The organism is Kitasatospora sp. NPDC007106 (assembly GCF_040634455.1).
In the GTDB taxonomy this organism is placed as follows: Bacteria; Actinomycetota; Actinomycetes; order Streptomycetales; family Streptomycetaceae; genus Kitasatospora; species Kitasatospora arboriphila.
In genome coordinates this window covers 1-14,984 of sequence record NZ_JBEYFP010000097.1, presented here as the reverse complement: position 1 = coordinate 14,984, position 14,984 = coordinate 1, and the positions used below count along the sequence as shown (strand labels likewise).

The following is a 14,984-nucleotide window of genomic DNA, read 5'->3' as shown; positions in this document are numbered from 1 at the left end:
GGCGGAGGGCCCGCGGACGCGGGGCACCGGCAGCGCTGGTGCGACCGCCAGCTGCGCCAGATGCGGGTGCGCGGCGGATCCGCACCGGTTGCCACGGACGAGTTCAACCGGATCAGGGTGGAGGTCGCGCGCCGGTTCGCCGCCATCGACGGCTACTTCGAGGAGCGGGTGCGGGGGCTGCACCGGCAGGTCGCCGAGGTGCTCACCCGTCACACCGGCCGACTGCTCGCGCCGCCGGCCGCCGCGGAGAGCGGTGCGGCCGCCGACGGTCCGGCCGGGCCCGGACCGGAGACGGCGGAGGGTGCCGCCGTGCTGCTGCGGCTGCGGGAGATGTTCGACGACGGCTACGAGCCGTGCCCCGGCCTGTCCTCGGCCGTCGCGGACCTGATGGAACTGCGGCTGGACTACCGCACCCAGCTCCATCCGAGGATCCGCGCCCAGCTCGACGGGCTGAGCCTGGACGTCCTCGACCCGTCGAGCGGGCGGATGCGTTCGCAGATCGCCGTGGAGGTCAGCGCGGCCGGCGCCGACGAACTCTACGAGTTCATCACCACCCGTGCCGAGCAGGCGGCCTACCGCACCCGCACGGCGCTGCTGCGCGACTCGGTGATCCCGGCCCTGGTGCTGTACGCGGCCGTGGAGCAGTTCGAGGACGCCTTGATCCGCTCGGGTGCCTCCGCACGCGAGTTCCGCCGGTTCGCCCGGACGTACCGCAACGAACTGTGGCCCGGTCGCTACGAGGGCCTCAACAGCGAGCACGCGCGGTTCGCCGCGGTGACCCGCGGGTGCCGCGAGGTCGAGGCCGCGCTGCGCGGCCAGCCCGTGCACGGCGGGACGGACCGTACGGCGGCAGAGAAGACGAAGGAGACCAGATGGTGACGGCGGCCACCGAAGCCGATGACACGCCGGTGTTCAGGATCGGCATGCTGGGGCCCAGCCGGGTCGGCAAGACCTCGCTGGTCGTCTCCATGCTCACCGACGGCGAACGGCTGCTGGGCGGCACCCCGGTGGTCCTGCGGGCGGCCGACGAACGGACCAAGCGGCTGCTGCGACTGCGTCGGCAGGAGCTCGACGGCGGCCTGCTCGCCCGGAAGTTCGACTCGGCGGTGATGCCGGGCAGTCTCGACCTGACGTACTTCAACCTGGAGATGAGGGCGGGTCAGGCCGCGGAGGGCATCCGGTTCTCGCTGCTGGACTTCCCGGGCGGCTGGCTCAGCGAACAGGAGGGGCGCAGCGCGGAGGAGGTGCGGAACTGGGACGAGTGCCAGTCCTTCCTGGCGGAGTGCAACGTCCTGGTCGTCCCGGTGGACGCGACCGTGCTGATGGAGGCGGACCAGCCGCAGCACTGGCGGTCGGTGCCGGCCGTGCTGGAGACCCTCGCCGTCCAGGAGATGGCCGAGCTGTGGGCGGGCAACCGCAACCTGGCGCCGGAGGAGCCGGCGCTCGTGGTGCTCGCGCCGGTGAAGTGCGAGTCGTACTTCGCGGACAACGGCGGTCTGCGGGACGACTCCCAGCTGCTGAGGGAGCGTGTGCTCCAGGTGTACGACCGGGTCATCGAGCTGGTGCGGTTGAACGCGCCGCACGCCCAGATCCGCTATTGCCCGGTGGACACCCTGGGCTGCGTCGAACTGGTGAAGGTGCACTGGCAGACGGATCCGGACGAGCCCGGTACGCATCGGCCGACCGGCACCTTCGCGATCCGGGACCGGGGCCGGATCTCGATCGTCGGGGCGGAGGACATCCTGGGTGCCGTCTGCGGGCTGCTGGCGGGTGCCCGTCGGCGGGTGACGGCGGGGGAGGCCGACCGTCACGTGGGCCGGGCGCGGTACGCGGAGCAGCGCGGGCAGGAGCTGAAGCGCGGCTTCTTCCGGCACGTCCGGAACTGGATGAACGGCAGCATCCGGGCGAACGATCTGGAGCGTGCCGGGCAGTTGGCGAAGGCGCAGGAACTGCGCAACCAGGCCGAGCAGTTGGCGCGGGCGGTGGACATGCTCGCCGATCGGAAGCCGAGCGGACGGAGCAAGGCGCTGTGAGCGAGGAGCCGACACCCGCAGTGGCGGCCGGGGAGTCGCCGGGGCGGCCGGAGCCGGTGGTGCGCGGGTACGTGATGTCGCGTGGCTATCCACGGCAGGCGGACTACCGTTTCCTGGGTGCCGCGCCGGACCCGGGCTGGTGGACCCGGCACCGCTCCCACACCGACGTCAACTATCCGACGCTGTTGGTGGAGGCGCGCGGCGGGCGGTGGCGGGCCTATCTGAGCGGCATTCCGTCGCAGCGGCGGGACGAGGTCAGTACCCCGATCCGGTTCACCCTCGCGCTGGAGGGCGCCACGGCGTCGGGTGGGGCCGACGGGGTGGTGCGGTTGGTGGCCCGGTGGCTGGACGGTCATGCCGACGGTTCCGGGCGGGCCGTGCTGGGTGAGCGCATGGACGGTCTGTTCCCGGACGACGCGGAGGTGGTGGATCTCCGCCGGCGGCACGACGTGGAGGCGGTCGGCGTCGTCCAGGACCGGATGGAGCGCCTGTTGACCTCGTTGGAGGCGCCGGGCGGCCCTGAGCCGACGGAGTGGGCGGACCGCTCCTGGATCGCGAGTGCGGCCGACGGGCCGGGCGCCGCCGCGTTCGTCGAGCGGGTTCGTGCCCTGCTCGCCGGGGAGCAGGACGGGGACGCGCTGGTGCTGAACCTGGTGGAGCAGGCCGAGGAGGCACCGCCGGTGGCGGCGGGCGAGAGCCTGGCCGTGCTCACGGCCACCGGTGGCCCCGACCGTCCACGGGCGCTGCCCGCCGCGATCCCGGGGCAGTCGGGTGACCAGGGCCCAAAAGCGCCGGGCCGGACCACGCCGGCCTCCCCGGTGGACGTCCGGAGGGCACTGCCCCTCGTTCTGGCGGCGCTGCTGCTGGTGCTGTTGATCCTCTGGTGTGCGACACGGTGATGCAGTGGTGGAAGACCGTGACCGGCCTGGCCGAGCGGGACTCCTGCGACGGGCGGCTGGTCCTGCGGCTCCACGGCGAACCGCTGGTCGAGTTCGGTGCCACGTGGACGGCGGACGGCCGGAGCCCGCATTTCCGCGGACGGCTGACCACCGCGGACGGCACCGACGTGGGCCGGACGGTCGTGCGGAAGATGACGCTGAAGGACATGCCCAGGTGGGCCCTGCAGACGATGACCGGGGCGCTGGCGTTCGACGAGGCCGAGTTCCGGGCGGAACTGCCACAGTGCGACGCGGTGCTCGTGTGCAGGGTCCTGACCCAGGACGCGCCGGACGCGGCAGGACATACCAAGATCCTCGTGGACGGGGGCGCGACGAACGTCATCGTGCTCTCGCTGGCCGTGCCGCTGCCGCCGCCCCCGGGGACGGGCCTTCCGGGCGGCGCATGGTGGTGACCGGGGCCGGCGGTCGGCGGGCTTGGGTCGCTGGCCCGGCGCCGTCCGGGACGGCCACACCGGGGCGGTGGCCTGCGACCACTACCACCGCTTTCCCGAGGACGTCGCCCTGATGCGCGGCCTCGGCCTGGACGGGTACCGGTTCTCCCTCGCCTGGCCGCGGATCCGGCCCGCCGGCGAGGGGGCGGTCAACCCGGCCGGCCTCGACTTCTACGACCGTCTGGTCGACGCCCTGCTCCGCTAGCGGGCGGGCACTGTCCGCAGGGCCGGTGTCCGGCTTCAGAATTTGTCCGGTACTTCAGGGCCAGGATCAGGTAGATGACGAGAGCGGCAGCAACCAGGACACCGGCGGGGGTGTCGGCACTCATGTGCCACTCCTCACAGGTGTCAGGGCCTGCGTCGGAGCAGGCGAAGGGGGTCCGGGGACGGGCGCATCCCAGGCCGTGGGCGGATGCAGAGGAAGCCGTGCCGGGAGGCTATTCCCACTCGTCGGGCGGCCGGTCCGATCCTGACGGCTCTTTGATCCCGGGAGCCTCTGTCTTGACGGATCGTTGACAGGAAGCTGGTCACCTCGTGGCACCACGGCCATACCCGCCGGGACGACCGAGACATCAGCAAGCCTGCCGGCCGACGATGCTCGGCCGATGCATCGAGTCAATTGCCCGAAGCCCACCTCGGCGATCATTGGGACGTGCAACGCCCGGCGAACCCCGGGAGGCCGGGCCGGCTGATCTTCCAGGCGTCTTCGACGGGTGCGTCGTAACGGGTAGGTTTGCTTGCCGTTGAGGGCGCCCGGCGCCGTGGCTTGGGAAAGCGGTGTGGGGAATGGTTGCACGGGCCGTGGTGGACTGCGCGCTGTACGAGGGCGGGCTTCGCCTGCCGGAGCAGGTGGACCTGTCGGAGGTGCTGCAGCGGATAGGTGAGAAGGACGGCCGGTTCGTGTGGATCGGCCTCTACCAGCCCACCGAGGAGCAGTTCGCCGAGATCGCCGCGGCGTTCGACCTGCATCCGTTGGCGGTGGAGGACGCGGTCCGCGCCCATCAGCGTCCGAAACTCGAACGCTACGGTGACACGCTGTTCCTGGTACTGAAGACGATCACCTATGTCGAGCACGACAAGGTGACGGCGACCAGCGAGATCGTCGACACCGGCGAGATCATGGTGTTCGCGGGCCCCGGTTTCGCGATCGTGGTCCGCCACGGCAGCGCTCCGCCGCTGGCAGCCGTGCGCCGGGACCTGGAGGCCGTGCCCGAGCTGATGGCGTTGGGCCCGGTTGCTGTGCTGCACGCGGTGGCCGACCACGTCGTCGACCGCTACCTGGAGGTCGCCGACGCCTTCGAGCGGGACGTGGAGGAGCTGGAGACGGCGGTGTTCTCGCACGAGCGCACCGACGACGCGGGCCGGATCTACCAGCTGAAGCGCGAACTGCTGGAGTTCAAGCGGGCGGTGGTGCCGTTGGGCGTGCCGCTCCAGCGGCTGGCCGACGGTACGCTGCCGCAGGTGCCGGCCGCGATTGCCACCTATCTGCGGGACGCCGCGGACCACCACACGCAGGCGAAGGAACGGATCCTGGCCTTCGACGAGCTGATCTCCAGCATCCTGGACGCCAGCATGGCGCGGCTGTCGATGCAGCAGAACACGGACATGCGAAGGATCAGTGCCTGGGCGGCGCTGGCGGCCGTGCCGACGATGGCGGCGGGTGTGTACGGCATGAACTTCGACGACATGCCGGAGCTGCGTTGGACGTTCGGTTACCCGGCGGTGCTGGTGCTCACCGCCACGGTCTGTGTGTTCATCTTCCGGGCGTTCCGCCGCAACGACTGGCTGTGAGCCGGTGCCGGCCGTCAGGCCCGGCACCGGGAGGTTCACCGGTCGAGGTGGATCCATGCGGCGATGAACGCGACCCAGGCGAACAGGGCCGAGAAGGTCAGCAGCGGGGCGAGGCGGCGCATGGCGGTTTCCTCCCCGAGGTGCGCACGGTGAACGGGACGGGTCAGGCGAGCCCGAACCATCCGAGGACGGTCTGGGCGAGCAGGATGGTGGACATGGCGGCCACGCCGACGACCACGGCGGTGGCCGCGACGCGGTAGCGGCGGCCGTTGGCGGCCTCGCCGAGGACGGAGCGGCGGTTGGTGAGGACGAGGAGGTAGACCAGCACGATCGGGCTGATCAGGCCCTGGAGGACCTGGGTGCCGATCAGGAGCCGGATGACGTCAACGGGGGTGAGGGCGACGATCGCGCCGAGGGCGATCTGGGCGGTGAACAGGCCGAGGAAGAGCGGGGCGTCGCGGAAGCTCCGGGACACCGAGCGTTCGACGCCGGCAGCCTCACCGATGGCGTAGCTCGCGGACAGCGGGACGACTGCTCCGGCCAGCGCGGAGGCGCCGATCAGGCCGAAGGCGAAGAGCAGCTCGGCGCTGTGCCCGGCCACAGGCTTGAGGGCCTCGGCGGCCTGGGCGGCGGACTCCAGCGGACCGCTGCCGCCGATGGCTGAGGCGGTGGCGATGATGATCGTCAGGCTGATCAGGCAGGCGAACACCGCGCCGAGGACGGCGTCCGCACGGATGAGCTTGTAGTCGGCGGGCTTGGCGCCGCGGTCGACCACGCCGGCGGCGGCGTAGAACTGCATGTACGGGCTGACGGTGGTGCCGATCAGGGCGACGGCGAGCAGGACGAAGTCCTTGCTCGGATCGATGTGCGGGACGGCCAGGTGCTCCCCGACCTGCCCCCAGTCGGGGTGGCCGAGGACCATGGCCACGGGGTAGGCGAAGAACGCCAGCGACATGACGAGGAAGATCCGCTCGGCCCACTTGTAGCTACCGAAGAGCACCAGGGACCAGAGCAGTACGGCCGCGGGCGGAATCACTGCCCACTTCGGGACGCCGAGGAGTTCGAAGGCGGCACCGATCCCGGCGAACTCGCTGACGACCAGTCCGGTGTTGGCCAGCAGCAGGCAGAACACCGCGAGTGCGGTGAGGCGCAGGCTGAACTGTTCGCGGATCAGCGCGCCAAGGCCCTTGCCGGTGTAGGCGCCGAGCCGCACGGCCATCTCCTGGACCATGACCAGGGCGACGGTGACCAGCACCATGAAGAACAGCGTGCCGTAGGTGAACTGGGCGCCGGCGCTGGCGTAGGTGGCGATGCCGGCGGCGTCGTTGCCTGCGTTCGCGGCGACCAGCCCCGGTCCGGCGACCATGGCGACGGCCGCGATGCGGCGCCAGCCCCGACGGCGGGCGGCGGGTGCGGCCGGTGCCGGGACCACAGCGGCGGGGGTGGGCGCGGTGGGGGTGGTGAGGTCGCGGGTCACGTGAGGAACCTCCGGAAGTGCAGGCGGCCGCGCTCCGGGAGCAGGGCGTCGAGGATGTCGTCGGCGAGGATCCGCCCCAGCGGGCGGCCTGCGTCGTCGACCACCAGAAGGGAGCTGGCGCGTGCGGCGACCAGTTGGTCGGCGGCCTCGGACAGGCGGGAGTCCGGGCGCACGGTGACCGGCGGCGCGAACTGGGCCAGCCACTCCACCAGGTCCCCGACGAGTGCGGTGTCCTCGGCCACCGCCAGGTCGAACAGCGGAAGGTCACCGGTCACCCGGCCCTCCGAGTCCAGGACGGCGACCGCGTCGATCTCGGTGCGGTGCTCGGCCTGCGCGGCGAGCTCTGCCCGTACTTGGGCGATCGTCTGCTCCGGGCGGGCGGTCACCAGCACGGTGGTCATCGCGCCGCCGGCGGTGCCCTCGCGGTGGGTCAGCAGGGCGCGCAGCTCGGCCGCCTCGTCGGCGGGCATACGGGTCAGTAGTGCTTCGCGCTCGCCGGGTTCGAGGTCGCGCAGGGCGTCGGCGGCCTCGTCCGGCTCCATCTCGTCGACCAGCCGTGCGGCGTGCTCCGGTGCCGCCTCGCGGAGCAGGTTCTCCAGCTCGGCGGGTTCCATCTCCTCCAGCGCGTCTGCGGCGTGCTCCGGCTCCAGCCAGCCCAGCAGCTGCTGCCGCTCGTGTCGGCCGAGGTCCTCCAGGATGTCGGCGAGGTCGGCCGGGCGCAGCCGGTGCAGCGCGGAGCGGGACGCGCGCAGCCGCACCTCGGCCGGCCCGTGGGTGGCCTGTTCGCCGAACGGGGCAACCGACTGCCAGTCCAGGACGCGGTCGGGGGTGGGGCGGACCTGCCAGCGGCGCGGGCCGAGGCGGCGCAGCAGCGTGGGCAGGGAGACGTCGACCCCGACCAGGACGGTGCGGTCGGCCAGCGGCGCCAGGTACAGGTCGGCGGCGCGGGTGACCTGGACGCCGTCGACGTCGACGAGCTGGTGGTCCATCACGTCGCGGGCGAGCAGCACCTCGCCGGGGCGCCGGACGTAGTCGCGCAGGTCGACGCGCGAGGTGCGCAGAAGTACGTGCCCGGCGCCGACGGTGTCGACCGCGCTCGCGGCGAGGAAGGCGCGGCGCCGTCCGATGCGGATGATCAGGCCGGTGACCGGCGGGTAGGGATCGGGCCCGTAGAGGCGGGCGACCACGTCGACGACCCGGCCCACCTCCTCCCCTGACTGGTTGGCGACCTGACCGCCAATCAGCCCGGCAAGGGACACCAGCGAGGCGCGGACGCTGCGGGTCGCGGTGCCGCGGCGCGCTACATCGGCCCTGCGGTCGCGCAGCCGGGCCGTGGTGGTCATGAGCAGAGTGGTGGAAGCCACGGGGAACACCTCCTTGCCCCGGTCGAGACGAGGCATCGGGCGGCCCGGGCCACACCACCAGGTCCTCCGGCCGGCGGTGGCACGCCCGGACGCACGGCGGCGACCCCGCCGGATGTTCGGGCGTGGGACACCGCTGTGAACGGGTGGTCAGAGGAAAAGAGGCTGCCGCGGGTCGCTGAAGGACGGCGAGGACAACACGGTGAAGGGCCGACTATGGCCCGGACTACTGTCCATCTCGCCTCCTCCCGATCCCGGCCACGACTCGATGTCGTGACGGCGCGGCAAGGGGAAAGCCGGGAACGACCCGGCACACCCCAACTCGTCAGAGCTTTGGCACTCCACGGCGTGTCCCCGGCGGTGCGGGGAAGCCACTTGGGGTCACCCCTTAGGTCGGGGAGACCTGTCCTGATCCGGAGCGTCTCTCGACGGGTGGGATCAGTGGCCTGTGTCCGTGAAGACGCCTCACCGAACGAGGTGTCTGTTCAAACCTGCGTAAGCATAGGTCCCCGTCGACCTGGAGGCCCAATCCTTGACCGGGTCTTGACCGGGTCCTGCCTAGCCGGAGCCAGCCGCGCGCCGGATCGTATCCCGCACCTCCCGTGCGTACTCCTCGCCGCGATCTCAGGCACCGTGACCGTCATCGCGGTGGGTGGCTGGAGCCGGACTCCCGAGCCGTCCTGACCGCCCCTGGCCACAGAGGGTGTTCAGTTGGCCAATCCGCCCGCGTATCGGTCAGCCACAGCCAGTCCGGCGAGTGCAGGCCCCGGCCGGCGCTGGTGCGCTTCAACACGTCCGACTAACATGAGGTGACCTCATGTTCTTGTGTGTCGTCCGTTGCCGCCATGATGCAGGGAGTCAGGCTGTGCCGAACCGACTCGACCTCCCGTCCGACTTCCGCTGGGGAGCCTCCACCGCCGCGTACCAGATCGAGGGCGCGGTGGACGAGGACGGCCGCGGGCCGTCCGTCTGGGACGTGTTCGCCGCCCGGCCCGGCGCCGTCCGCGACGGCCACACCGGCGCGGTGGCCTGCGACCACTACCACCGCTATCCCGAGGACGTCGCCCTGATGCGGGGCCTCGGCCTGGACGGGTACCGCTTCTCGATCGCCTGGCCGCGGATCCGGCCCACCGGCGCGGGTGAGACCAACCCGGCCGGCCTCGACTTCTACGACCGCCTGGTCGACGCCCTCCTGGCCGCCGGCATCACCCCGCTGCCCACCCTCTTCCACTGGGACCTCCCGCAGGCCCTGGAAGAGGAGGGCGGCTGGCTGAACCGCGACACCGCCCACCGCTTCGCCGAGTACACCTCGGTGGTCGTGGACCGGCTCGGCGACCGGGTGCCCGCCTGGATCACCCTCAACGAGCCGTTCGTGCACATGGTCTACGGCTACGCCCTCGGCATCCACGCCCCCGGCCGCGCCCTGATGCTCGACGCCCTGCCCGCCGCCCACCACCAGCTGCTCGGCCACGGACTGGCCGCCGCGGTGCTGCGCGAACGCGGCCTGCAGGTGATGATCGCCAACAACCTCACCCCCGTCCGGCCGGCCACCGAGGACCCTGCCGACCTGACCGCCGCCACCGCCTACGACGCCCTGCACAACCGGCTGTTCACCGACCCCCTGCTGCTCGGGCAGTACCCCGACCTGTCGGCCTTCGGCCTCGACGAGGACCTCGGCGGCACCGTCCGCCCCGGCGACCTGAAGCTGATCGCCGGCCCCGGCCTCGACGGCCTCGGCGTCAACTACTACAACCCCACCCGGATCGCCGCCCCCACCGACCCCGGCCTCCCCTTCTCCGAGGCCCCGATCGACGGCGTCCCCCGCACCGCCTTCGGCTGGCCGGTCGTCCCCGACGGCCTGCGTGAACTCCTCGTGGGTCTGCGCGACCGCTACGGCACCGCCCTCCCGCCCGTCACCGTCACCGAGAATGGCTGCTCCGTCGCCGACGAACCCGCCCCCGACGGCACCGTCGACGACCCCGACCGGATCTCCTACCTCGCCGGCCACCTCGATGCCCTCGCTGCCGCGATCGCCCAAGGCGTCGACGTCCGCGGCTACTTCACCTGGTCGCTGCTCGACAACTACGAATGGGCCGAGGGCTACCACCAGCGCTTCGGCCTCGTCCACGTCGACTTCGAGACGCAGAAGCGCACCCCGAAGGCCTCGTACGCCTGGTACCGCGACCTGATCGCGGCCCACCGGGCCGGTCGCCTACGGTAGTCGGCCTCCGGTCGCTGTGGAACGGATGGCAGCTTGGCAACAGCCGAGAGGCCGTCCGGACGGCGCGGCCTGCAGCAGCTGCGTCCCCGACACCGCGCAAGGGACGGGGTGTTCAACAAGTCCAGAGGCCACCGCCAATTGGTTCCGGCTGCCCACGCCCACCTCGCAGGGAGGCCGCGTCGGCTGTCCGGCGCGTGTGCGCTTCCGGCACGGCGCCGTTACCGGCGGCGAACTCGCTTGCCGCGATGTGCCGTGAGCCGCCACGATCAGCGGATGTTCGAACTGCTGCCGGGGATCGGAGTCCTTCTGCCGGACGGTGTGGGAACGCTCCGCTTCGGAATGGACGGTGCCGCCACGCGGAGGACCTTGGCCGGCCTCGGCCAGGTCCGGAGCCCGGGGGGCCTCGATGCGACGTGGATCTTCACCGTCCAGTGGGGCGATCTCGAGCTGACCGCCTGCGCGAGGGGTGACCGGCACGACCCGAAACCCGGCGACCTGCTGATGGCGTACGTCGTGCTGAGCCGGGCCGGGCACCCGCGACGGCCGATTCCCGGCCGGGGCGTGGTCGGACGTGGTGCGCCGGGGCCCGCGTGGCGCGGTCCGGCCGCCGTCCCCGTCGTACTCGACGGCATCGACCTGTTCGGCTACCCGGCGGCCGAGCTGCTGGAGGCGCTCGGAGACGACCGATACCCGGAGCTTCACTTCCAGACCGCCGTGCCGGGCGGCTATCTCCCCGGGGTCTCGTTCCAGGCCGAACCACCGCCCGGGGCCGGCGTGCACACTGCGGCCGGCACCGGCGCGCCGGACCTCGCCTGCTACGAGGACATGTGGACCACCGGGCGGCACGACTGGCAGCTCGAGCGGACGAGCAGCGGCTACCGGATCGTCATGAGGGGCGACCCGCCGATGGACCTGCTGATGTGCCACGACGCGCTGGCGGATCAGATCGCCGCCAACATGCTCGCGGCCGGTGTCGAGGTTGTGGCCGGGCATCCGGCCTCGTAGGGCGGGCCGAACACGAAGTGGTGGACGAGCAGCCGCGAGCGCCCGCCGAAGAGGTCCGCGAGCGACGTGGTGCCGTCCGCGGTCCCGAAGCGGTAGTCCTTCTCGACCGGCACCCATCGCGGTGTACGGTCACCCGCAGTGACAGTCGCCCGCAGCGACAGCCGACAGTGCCTGCCACCGGCCAACCGGCCACCCGTCCAGTCATGCATCCACCGTACGGGCGCGGCGGCGGGCCGGAGCAGAGCTTCCCGTCCACGCCGGGCAGCCGGGCCGGCTCGCGGATGTGCTCGATCGTGTCGGCGGGGGCAGTACGGGTCACCGAGCGCGGACTCCACCACGGCCCGCTGCGTCTCGTCCGCTGCGGCGAGCAGGGCGCTCACGGCGCAGCTGCGGCGGCCCGCGCGGAGGTCGGCGGCGGTGGACCTGCCGGTGGCGTCGTCGTCGTCGAACAGGTCGAGGTGGTCGTCGCGGAGCCGGCCGCCGATGCCGACCAGGGGCGGGCGGATCGGCTGCAGGTTCGGCACCGGGCGGGCCGACGGGGGAGTGGTCGGGGGCTCTGTCCCCCGTGAGAGCTACGTGCAGGTGTCCTCTGTGAGGTGACGATTCCCCATCGCCGTTTCCCTAGCGTTCAGTTCAGCCGCGGCGCCTCGGTCGCGGAGCGGGCAACGAACCGGAAACGGAATCGAAGAAGGAGTCGTCATGAAACTGGTGTGGCAGATCCTGGCCGTGGTCCTGGCCTGTGCGGTCGGCGGTCAAGGTGCCACCGCGGTGCAGGACGACCCGTGGCTCTCGCTCCTCTGGGGCGGTTTGACGGTCGTGCTCGCGGTGCTCGTCTACCGGTGGGTCGTGGGGCGTACCGAGCGGCGCCCGGTCACGGAACTGGCCCGCGAGGGAGCCTCCGGATCGCTCCTGCGGGGTCTGGTGGTCGGGGTCGTGATGTTCGGAGCCGTCATCGCGAACATCTACGTCCTCGGGGACTACACGGTCCACGGCTTCGGCTCGCCGACCGGGGCGATCGGGCTGGTCGGCTTCATGGCGGGCGCCGCCGTCACGGAGGAACTGATGTTCCGCGGCCTGCTCTTCCGGCTCGTGGAGCGCGGCCTCGGAACGTACATCGCGCTGGCCCTGTCCGGCACCGTGTTCGGTGCGTCCCACCTGCTCAACAAGGACGCCACCCTGCTGGGCGGCGTCGCCATCGCCATCGAAGCGGGCGGCATGCTCGCCGCGGCGTACGCCGCCACCCGCTCCCTGTGGCTGCCGATCGGCCTGCACTTCGGCTGGAACTTCGCGGAGTCCGGCATCTTCGGCACCGAGGTCTCGGGCAACGGCGACACGCACGGACTGCTGGACGCCTCGACGTCGGGGGCCGAGCTGATCACCGGCGGCGAGTTCGGCCCGGAGGCCAGCGTGTACGCGACGCTGTTCGGCGCGCTGCTCACGGTCGTCTTCCTGTGGCTGGCCCGTCGGCGCGGCCACATCGTCCCCCGCCGGCGCGCCGAGCGCGTCGACGCCCTCGCTACACTCGCCCGGTGATGAGCCTTCAGAGCGCCGGTCAGGTGTGGCGCCGGCTCGACGTCACCCTCCGCGACCTCCCTCTCGGGGCGCTGTTCCTGGTCGCGTCGTTCCTGCCGGGACTGCGCGGCCACGGAACGCAGGTCGGGGACCTGCCGACCCGCCCCTTCGACGCGCTGGCCGTCGTGGCCCTCGCGCTCGAATGCCTCTCCCTCGTGGTGCGCCGGCGGTGGCCGGTCGTCTGTCTCGCGCTGGTGGCGAGCGGCTTCGCCCTCGACCAGTTGTGCGGCTACCACTCGGCCGCCGGGACCACCCTGCCCGTCGCGCTGATCAGTGCCGGCTGCCATCTGGAGCAGCGCCGGCGCACCACCGTGGTCCTTCTGTCCGTGGCGTACGTGCCCCTGGCGATCGCGCTCGCCCGGCTCGGTTCGGGCGGCGAGACGGCGACGGAGTTCGTGACGTTCTACCTGACGCTCGCCCTGGCCTGGGGAGCCGGGGCGTGGCTGCGTTCCACACGGGCCGCGGAGGCCGCACGCCGCGAGCGCGTGGCTGCCGAGACCCGTACTGCCGAACGCATCCGCATCGCCAGCGAGTTGCACGACGTGGTGACCCACCACGTGACCGCGATGGTCGTCCAGGCCGAAGCCGCCCGCTACCTGACCGCCGCACCCGAGCGGCTGGAGCAGTCCCTGACCGCCGTCAGCGACACCGGCCGCAGCGCCCTCACCGACCTGCGTCACCTGCTGGACCTGCTCAACCCCGGTCACGGCACCGACCACGGCACCGACCACGGCACCGACCACGGCACCGGTCACGGCGTCGGACCGGCGGAGCCCACGCAGGCCAGGACACCGGCCGTCGGCAGGGTCCTCACGCTCGTCGAGCAGACCCGCCGGGCCGGACAGCCCGTGGACTTCACCGAGCGGGGCACACCGCCGGCATCGACCGGCAGCGCCGACCTCGTTGCCTACCGGGTGGTGCAGGAAGCACTGACCAACGCCCTCAAGTACGCTCACGGCAGCCGCACTTCCGTGCAGGTTCAGCGCGGCGAGAGGGAGATCACCGTGGAGGTCAGCACGGACGGAACCGGCTCACGCGCCACCGCCGTCGCCGCCGGCAGCGGACGGGGCCTGGCGGGCCTGCGCGAGCGCGTCGACGTTCTGGGCGGCGACTTCAGCGCCGGCTGCGGCCCGGACGGCGGCTTCACCGTCCGGGCGCGCATCCCCGCCGACGGCACCTCGTGAGCGCACCGATCCGGGTCCTGGTCTGCGACGACCAGATGCTGGTCCGCACCGGCCTGGTCACCATCATCGGTGCCCAGCCCGACATGGAGGTGGCGGGCGAGTGCGGAGACGGACGGACCGGGGTCGACCTCGCCCGCAAGGTACGACCCGACGTCGTCGTGATGGACATCCGCATGCCGGTCCTCGACGGCCTCGAAGCCACCCGCCTGCTGGCCGGCGTCGGAGTGCCCCACCCCGTCAAGGTCCTCGTGGTGACCACGTTCAACCTGGACGAGTACGTCTACGAGGCACTGCGCGTCGGCGCCTGCGGCTTCCTCCTCAAGGACGCCCCTCCGGACCGGCTGCTCCACGGCATCCGGACCGTGGCCACCGGCGCGGCCCTCCTCGACCCCGACGTGACACGCCGCCTCGTCGGGCGCTACGCCGCCCGCATCCGCCCCGCCGAGAAGACCCACCGGGACATCCCGCTCACCCCTCGCGAACTGGAGGTTCTCCGCCTCATCGCCGACGGCCTCTCCAACAGCGAGATCGCCGCAGCCCTCGTCATCAGTCATGAGACCGTCAAGACCTTCGTCTCCCGCATCCTCACCAAACTCCAACTCCGCGACCGGGTCCAGGCCGTCATCTATGCCTACCGCCACGGCCTGGTCACCTGACCGGGCATCCCGTCCCCGCACCCCGTCCCCGGTCCGGAGGCGAGGTTCCGCTGTACGAGGGCCGGAACCCGCTCGCGGCACGTGGCCCTGCCCGCCCCGGTGAGCACCGTCGGCCTCGTTTCCGGCCGTACCGCCGCCACCTGGACGGAGCCACCCGCGGCTGCCGTGGCCGGGTGGGCCGCCGTGCTCCCGTGAGGTCCCACCCGTTCGCCGGGCTCGTGCCGGCTCGGGCCTTCCCGTCGACGTCCGGCCGGCGCCACTGCCGAGCGGCCCGGCGCGGGGCCACCGGGTGCC

Annotated in this window: 14 protein-coding genes, 1 pseudogene and 1 riboswitch; of the genes and pseudogenes, 11 read left to right on the top strand and 4 right to left on the bottom strand. The window is 72.2% G+C overall.

Annotation, left to right across the window (positions count from 1 at the left end):
- The 6 genes and pseudogenes from ABZ641_RS12125 to ABZ641_RS12100 all read left to right on the top strand — a co-directional run.
- Positions 1–879, top strand: an 879-nt coding sequence (locus tag ABZ641_RS12125; RefSeq protein WP_359981139.1) for a hypothetical protein, incomplete at its 5' end; no start/stop codon positions are given.
- Entirely contained in the window at positions 873–2,033 is a 1,161-nt protein-coding gene (locus ABZ641_RS12120; RefSeq protein ID WP_344627134.1) for a hypothetical protein, read from the top strand. The genes ABZ641_RS12125 and ABZ641_RS12120, both read left to right, overlap by 7 nt.
- Positions 2,030–2,932: a hypothetical protein gene (locus ABZ641_RS12115; protein ID WP_344627133.1), complete on the top strand. Its 903-nt coding sequence runs from the start codon at positions 2,030–2,032 to the stop codon at positions 2,930–2,932. The genes ABZ641_RS12120 and ABZ641_RS12115 overlap by 4 nt, the downstream gene beginning before the upstream one ends.
- A complete protein-coding gene (locus tag ABZ641_RS12110) occupies positions 2,917–3,384 on the top strand; it encodes a hypothetical protein (protein ID WP_344627132.1) in 468 nt (155 codons plus the stop codon). Before ABZ641_RS12115 ends, ABZ641_RS12110 begins: the two co-directional genes overlap by 16 nt.
- Before the next feature lie 28 nt (positions 3,385–3,412).
- Positions 3,413–3,622, top strand: a pseudogene (locus tag ABZ641_RS12105) (family 1 glycosylhydrolase); the annotation flags it as partial.
- A gap of 602 nt (positions 3,623–4,224) precedes the next feature.
- Positions 4,225–5,214: a magnesium and cobalt transport protein CorA gene (locus ABZ641_RS12100; RefSeq protein WP_359981135.1), complete on the top strand. Its 990-nt coding sequence runs from the start codon at positions 4,225–4,227 to the stop codon at positions 5,212–5,214.
- 35 nt (positions 5,215–5,249) lie between these two features.
- Here the strand turns inward: ABZ641_RS12100 and ABZ641_RS12095 are convergent, their stop codons facing one another.
- The 3 genes from ABZ641_RS12095 to ABZ641_RS12085 are packed head-to-tail and all read right to left on the bottom strand — an operon-like array spanning position 5,250 to position 8,055.
- On the bottom strand, positions 5,250–5,396 hold the full coding sequence (locus tag ABZ641_RS12095) for a hypothetical protein (protein WP_344627130.1): 147 nt from the start codon (positions 5,394–5,396) through the stop codon (positions 5,250–5,252).
- Positions 5,378–6,691 carry a divalent metal cation transporter gene (locus ABZ641_RS12090; protein ID WP_344627129.1) on the bottom strand — a complete coding sequence of 438 codons (1,314 nt, stop codon included), beginning with the start codon at positions 6,689–6,691 and terminating at the stop codon, positions 5,378–5,380. Before ABZ641_RS12090 ends, ABZ641_RS12095 begins: the two co-directional genes overlap by 19 nt.
- Entirely contained in the window at positions 6,688–8,055 is a 1,368-nt protein-coding gene (locus ABZ641_RS12085) for a CBS domain-containing protein (RefSeq protein WP_344627128.1), read from the bottom strand. Before ABZ641_RS12085 ends, ABZ641_RS12090 begins: the two co-directional genes overlap by 4 nt.
- A gap of 306 nt (positions 8,056–8,361) precedes the next feature.
- Positions 8,362–8,536: riboswitch (M-box (ykoK) riboswitch) on the bottom strand.
- 381 nt (positions 8,537–8,917) lie between these two features.
- Here ABZ641_RS12085 and ABZ641_RS12080 point away from each other — a divergent pair.
- Both ABZ641_RS12080 and ABZ641_RS12075 read left to right on the top strand, forming a co-directional pair.
- Positions 8,918–10,273 carry a GH1 family beta-glucosidase gene (locus ABZ641_RS12080; protein ID WP_359981130.1) on the top strand — a complete coding sequence of 452 codons (1,356 nt, stop codon included), beginning with the start codon at positions 8,918–8,920 and terminating at the stop codon, positions 10,271–10,273.
- 108 nt (positions 10,274–10,381) lie between these two features.
- On the top strand, positions 10,382–11,278 hold the full coding sequence (locus tag ABZ641_RS12075; RefSeq protein ID WP_359981127.1) for a hypothetical protein: 897 nt from the start codon (positions 10,382–10,384) through the stop codon (positions 11,276–11,278).
- Here ABZ641_RS12075 and ABZ641_RS12070 read toward each other — a convergent pair.
- A complete protein-coding gene (locus tag ABZ641_RS12070) occupies positions 11,215–11,487 on the bottom strand; it encodes a DUF899 family protein (RefSeq protein WP_359981142.1) in 273 nt (90 codons plus the stop codon). The genes ABZ641_RS12075 and ABZ641_RS12070 overlap by 64 nt on opposite strands.
- A gap of 490 nt (positions 11,488–11,977) precedes the next feature.
- Here ABZ641_RS12070 and ABZ641_RS12065 point away from each other — a divergent pair, with 490 nt between their 5' ends.
- Genes ABZ641_RS12065 through ABZ641_RS12055 form a run of 3 tightly spaced genes read left to right on the top strand, consistent with a single transcriptional unit; the run spans position 11,978 to position 14,690 of the window.
- Entirely contained in the window at positions 11,978–12,811 is an 834-nt protein-coding gene (locus ABZ641_RS12065) for a CPBP family intramembrane glutamic endopeptidase (RefSeq protein ID WP_344623633.1), read from the top strand.
- A complete protein-coding gene (locus ABZ641_RS12060; RefSeq protein WP_359981125.1) occupies positions 12,811–14,034 on the top strand; it encodes a histidine kinase in 1,224 nt (407 codons plus the stop codon). The genes ABZ641_RS12065 and ABZ641_RS12060 overlap by 1 nt, the downstream gene beginning before the upstream one ends.
- Complete coding sequence (locus ABZ641_RS12055) at positions 14,031–14,690, top strand: response regulator transcription factor (protein ID WP_344623631.1); 660 nt, start codon at positions 14,031–14,033, stop codon at positions 14,688–14,690. The genes ABZ641_RS12060 and ABZ641_RS12055 overlap by 4 nt, the downstream gene beginning before the upstream one ends.
- The last annotated feature ends 294 nt before the right edge of the window (positions 14,691–14,984 follow it).

Coding starts and splice junctions, on each gene's coding strand:
- ABZ641_RS12120 (WP_344627134.1), top strand. CDS start 873: ATGGTGACGGCGGCCACCGAAGCCGATGACACGCCGGTGTTCAGGATC.
- ABZ641_RS12095 (WP_344627130.1), bottom strand. CDS start 5,396: ATGGTTCGGGCTCGCCTGACCCGTCCCGTTCACCGTGCGCACCTCGGG.
- ABZ641_RS12070 (WP_359981142.1), bottom strand. CDS start 11,487: ATGCATGACTGGACGGGTGGCCGGTTGGCCGGTGGCAGGCACTGTCGG.
- ABZ641_RS12065 (WP_344623633.1), top strand. CDS start 11,978: ATGAAACTGGTGTGGCAGATCCTGGCCGTGGTCCTGGCCTGTGCGGTC.
- ABZ641_RS12060 (WP_359981125.1), top strand. CDS start 12,811: ATGAGCCTTCAGAGCGCCGGTCAGGTGTGGCGCCGGCTCGACGTCACC.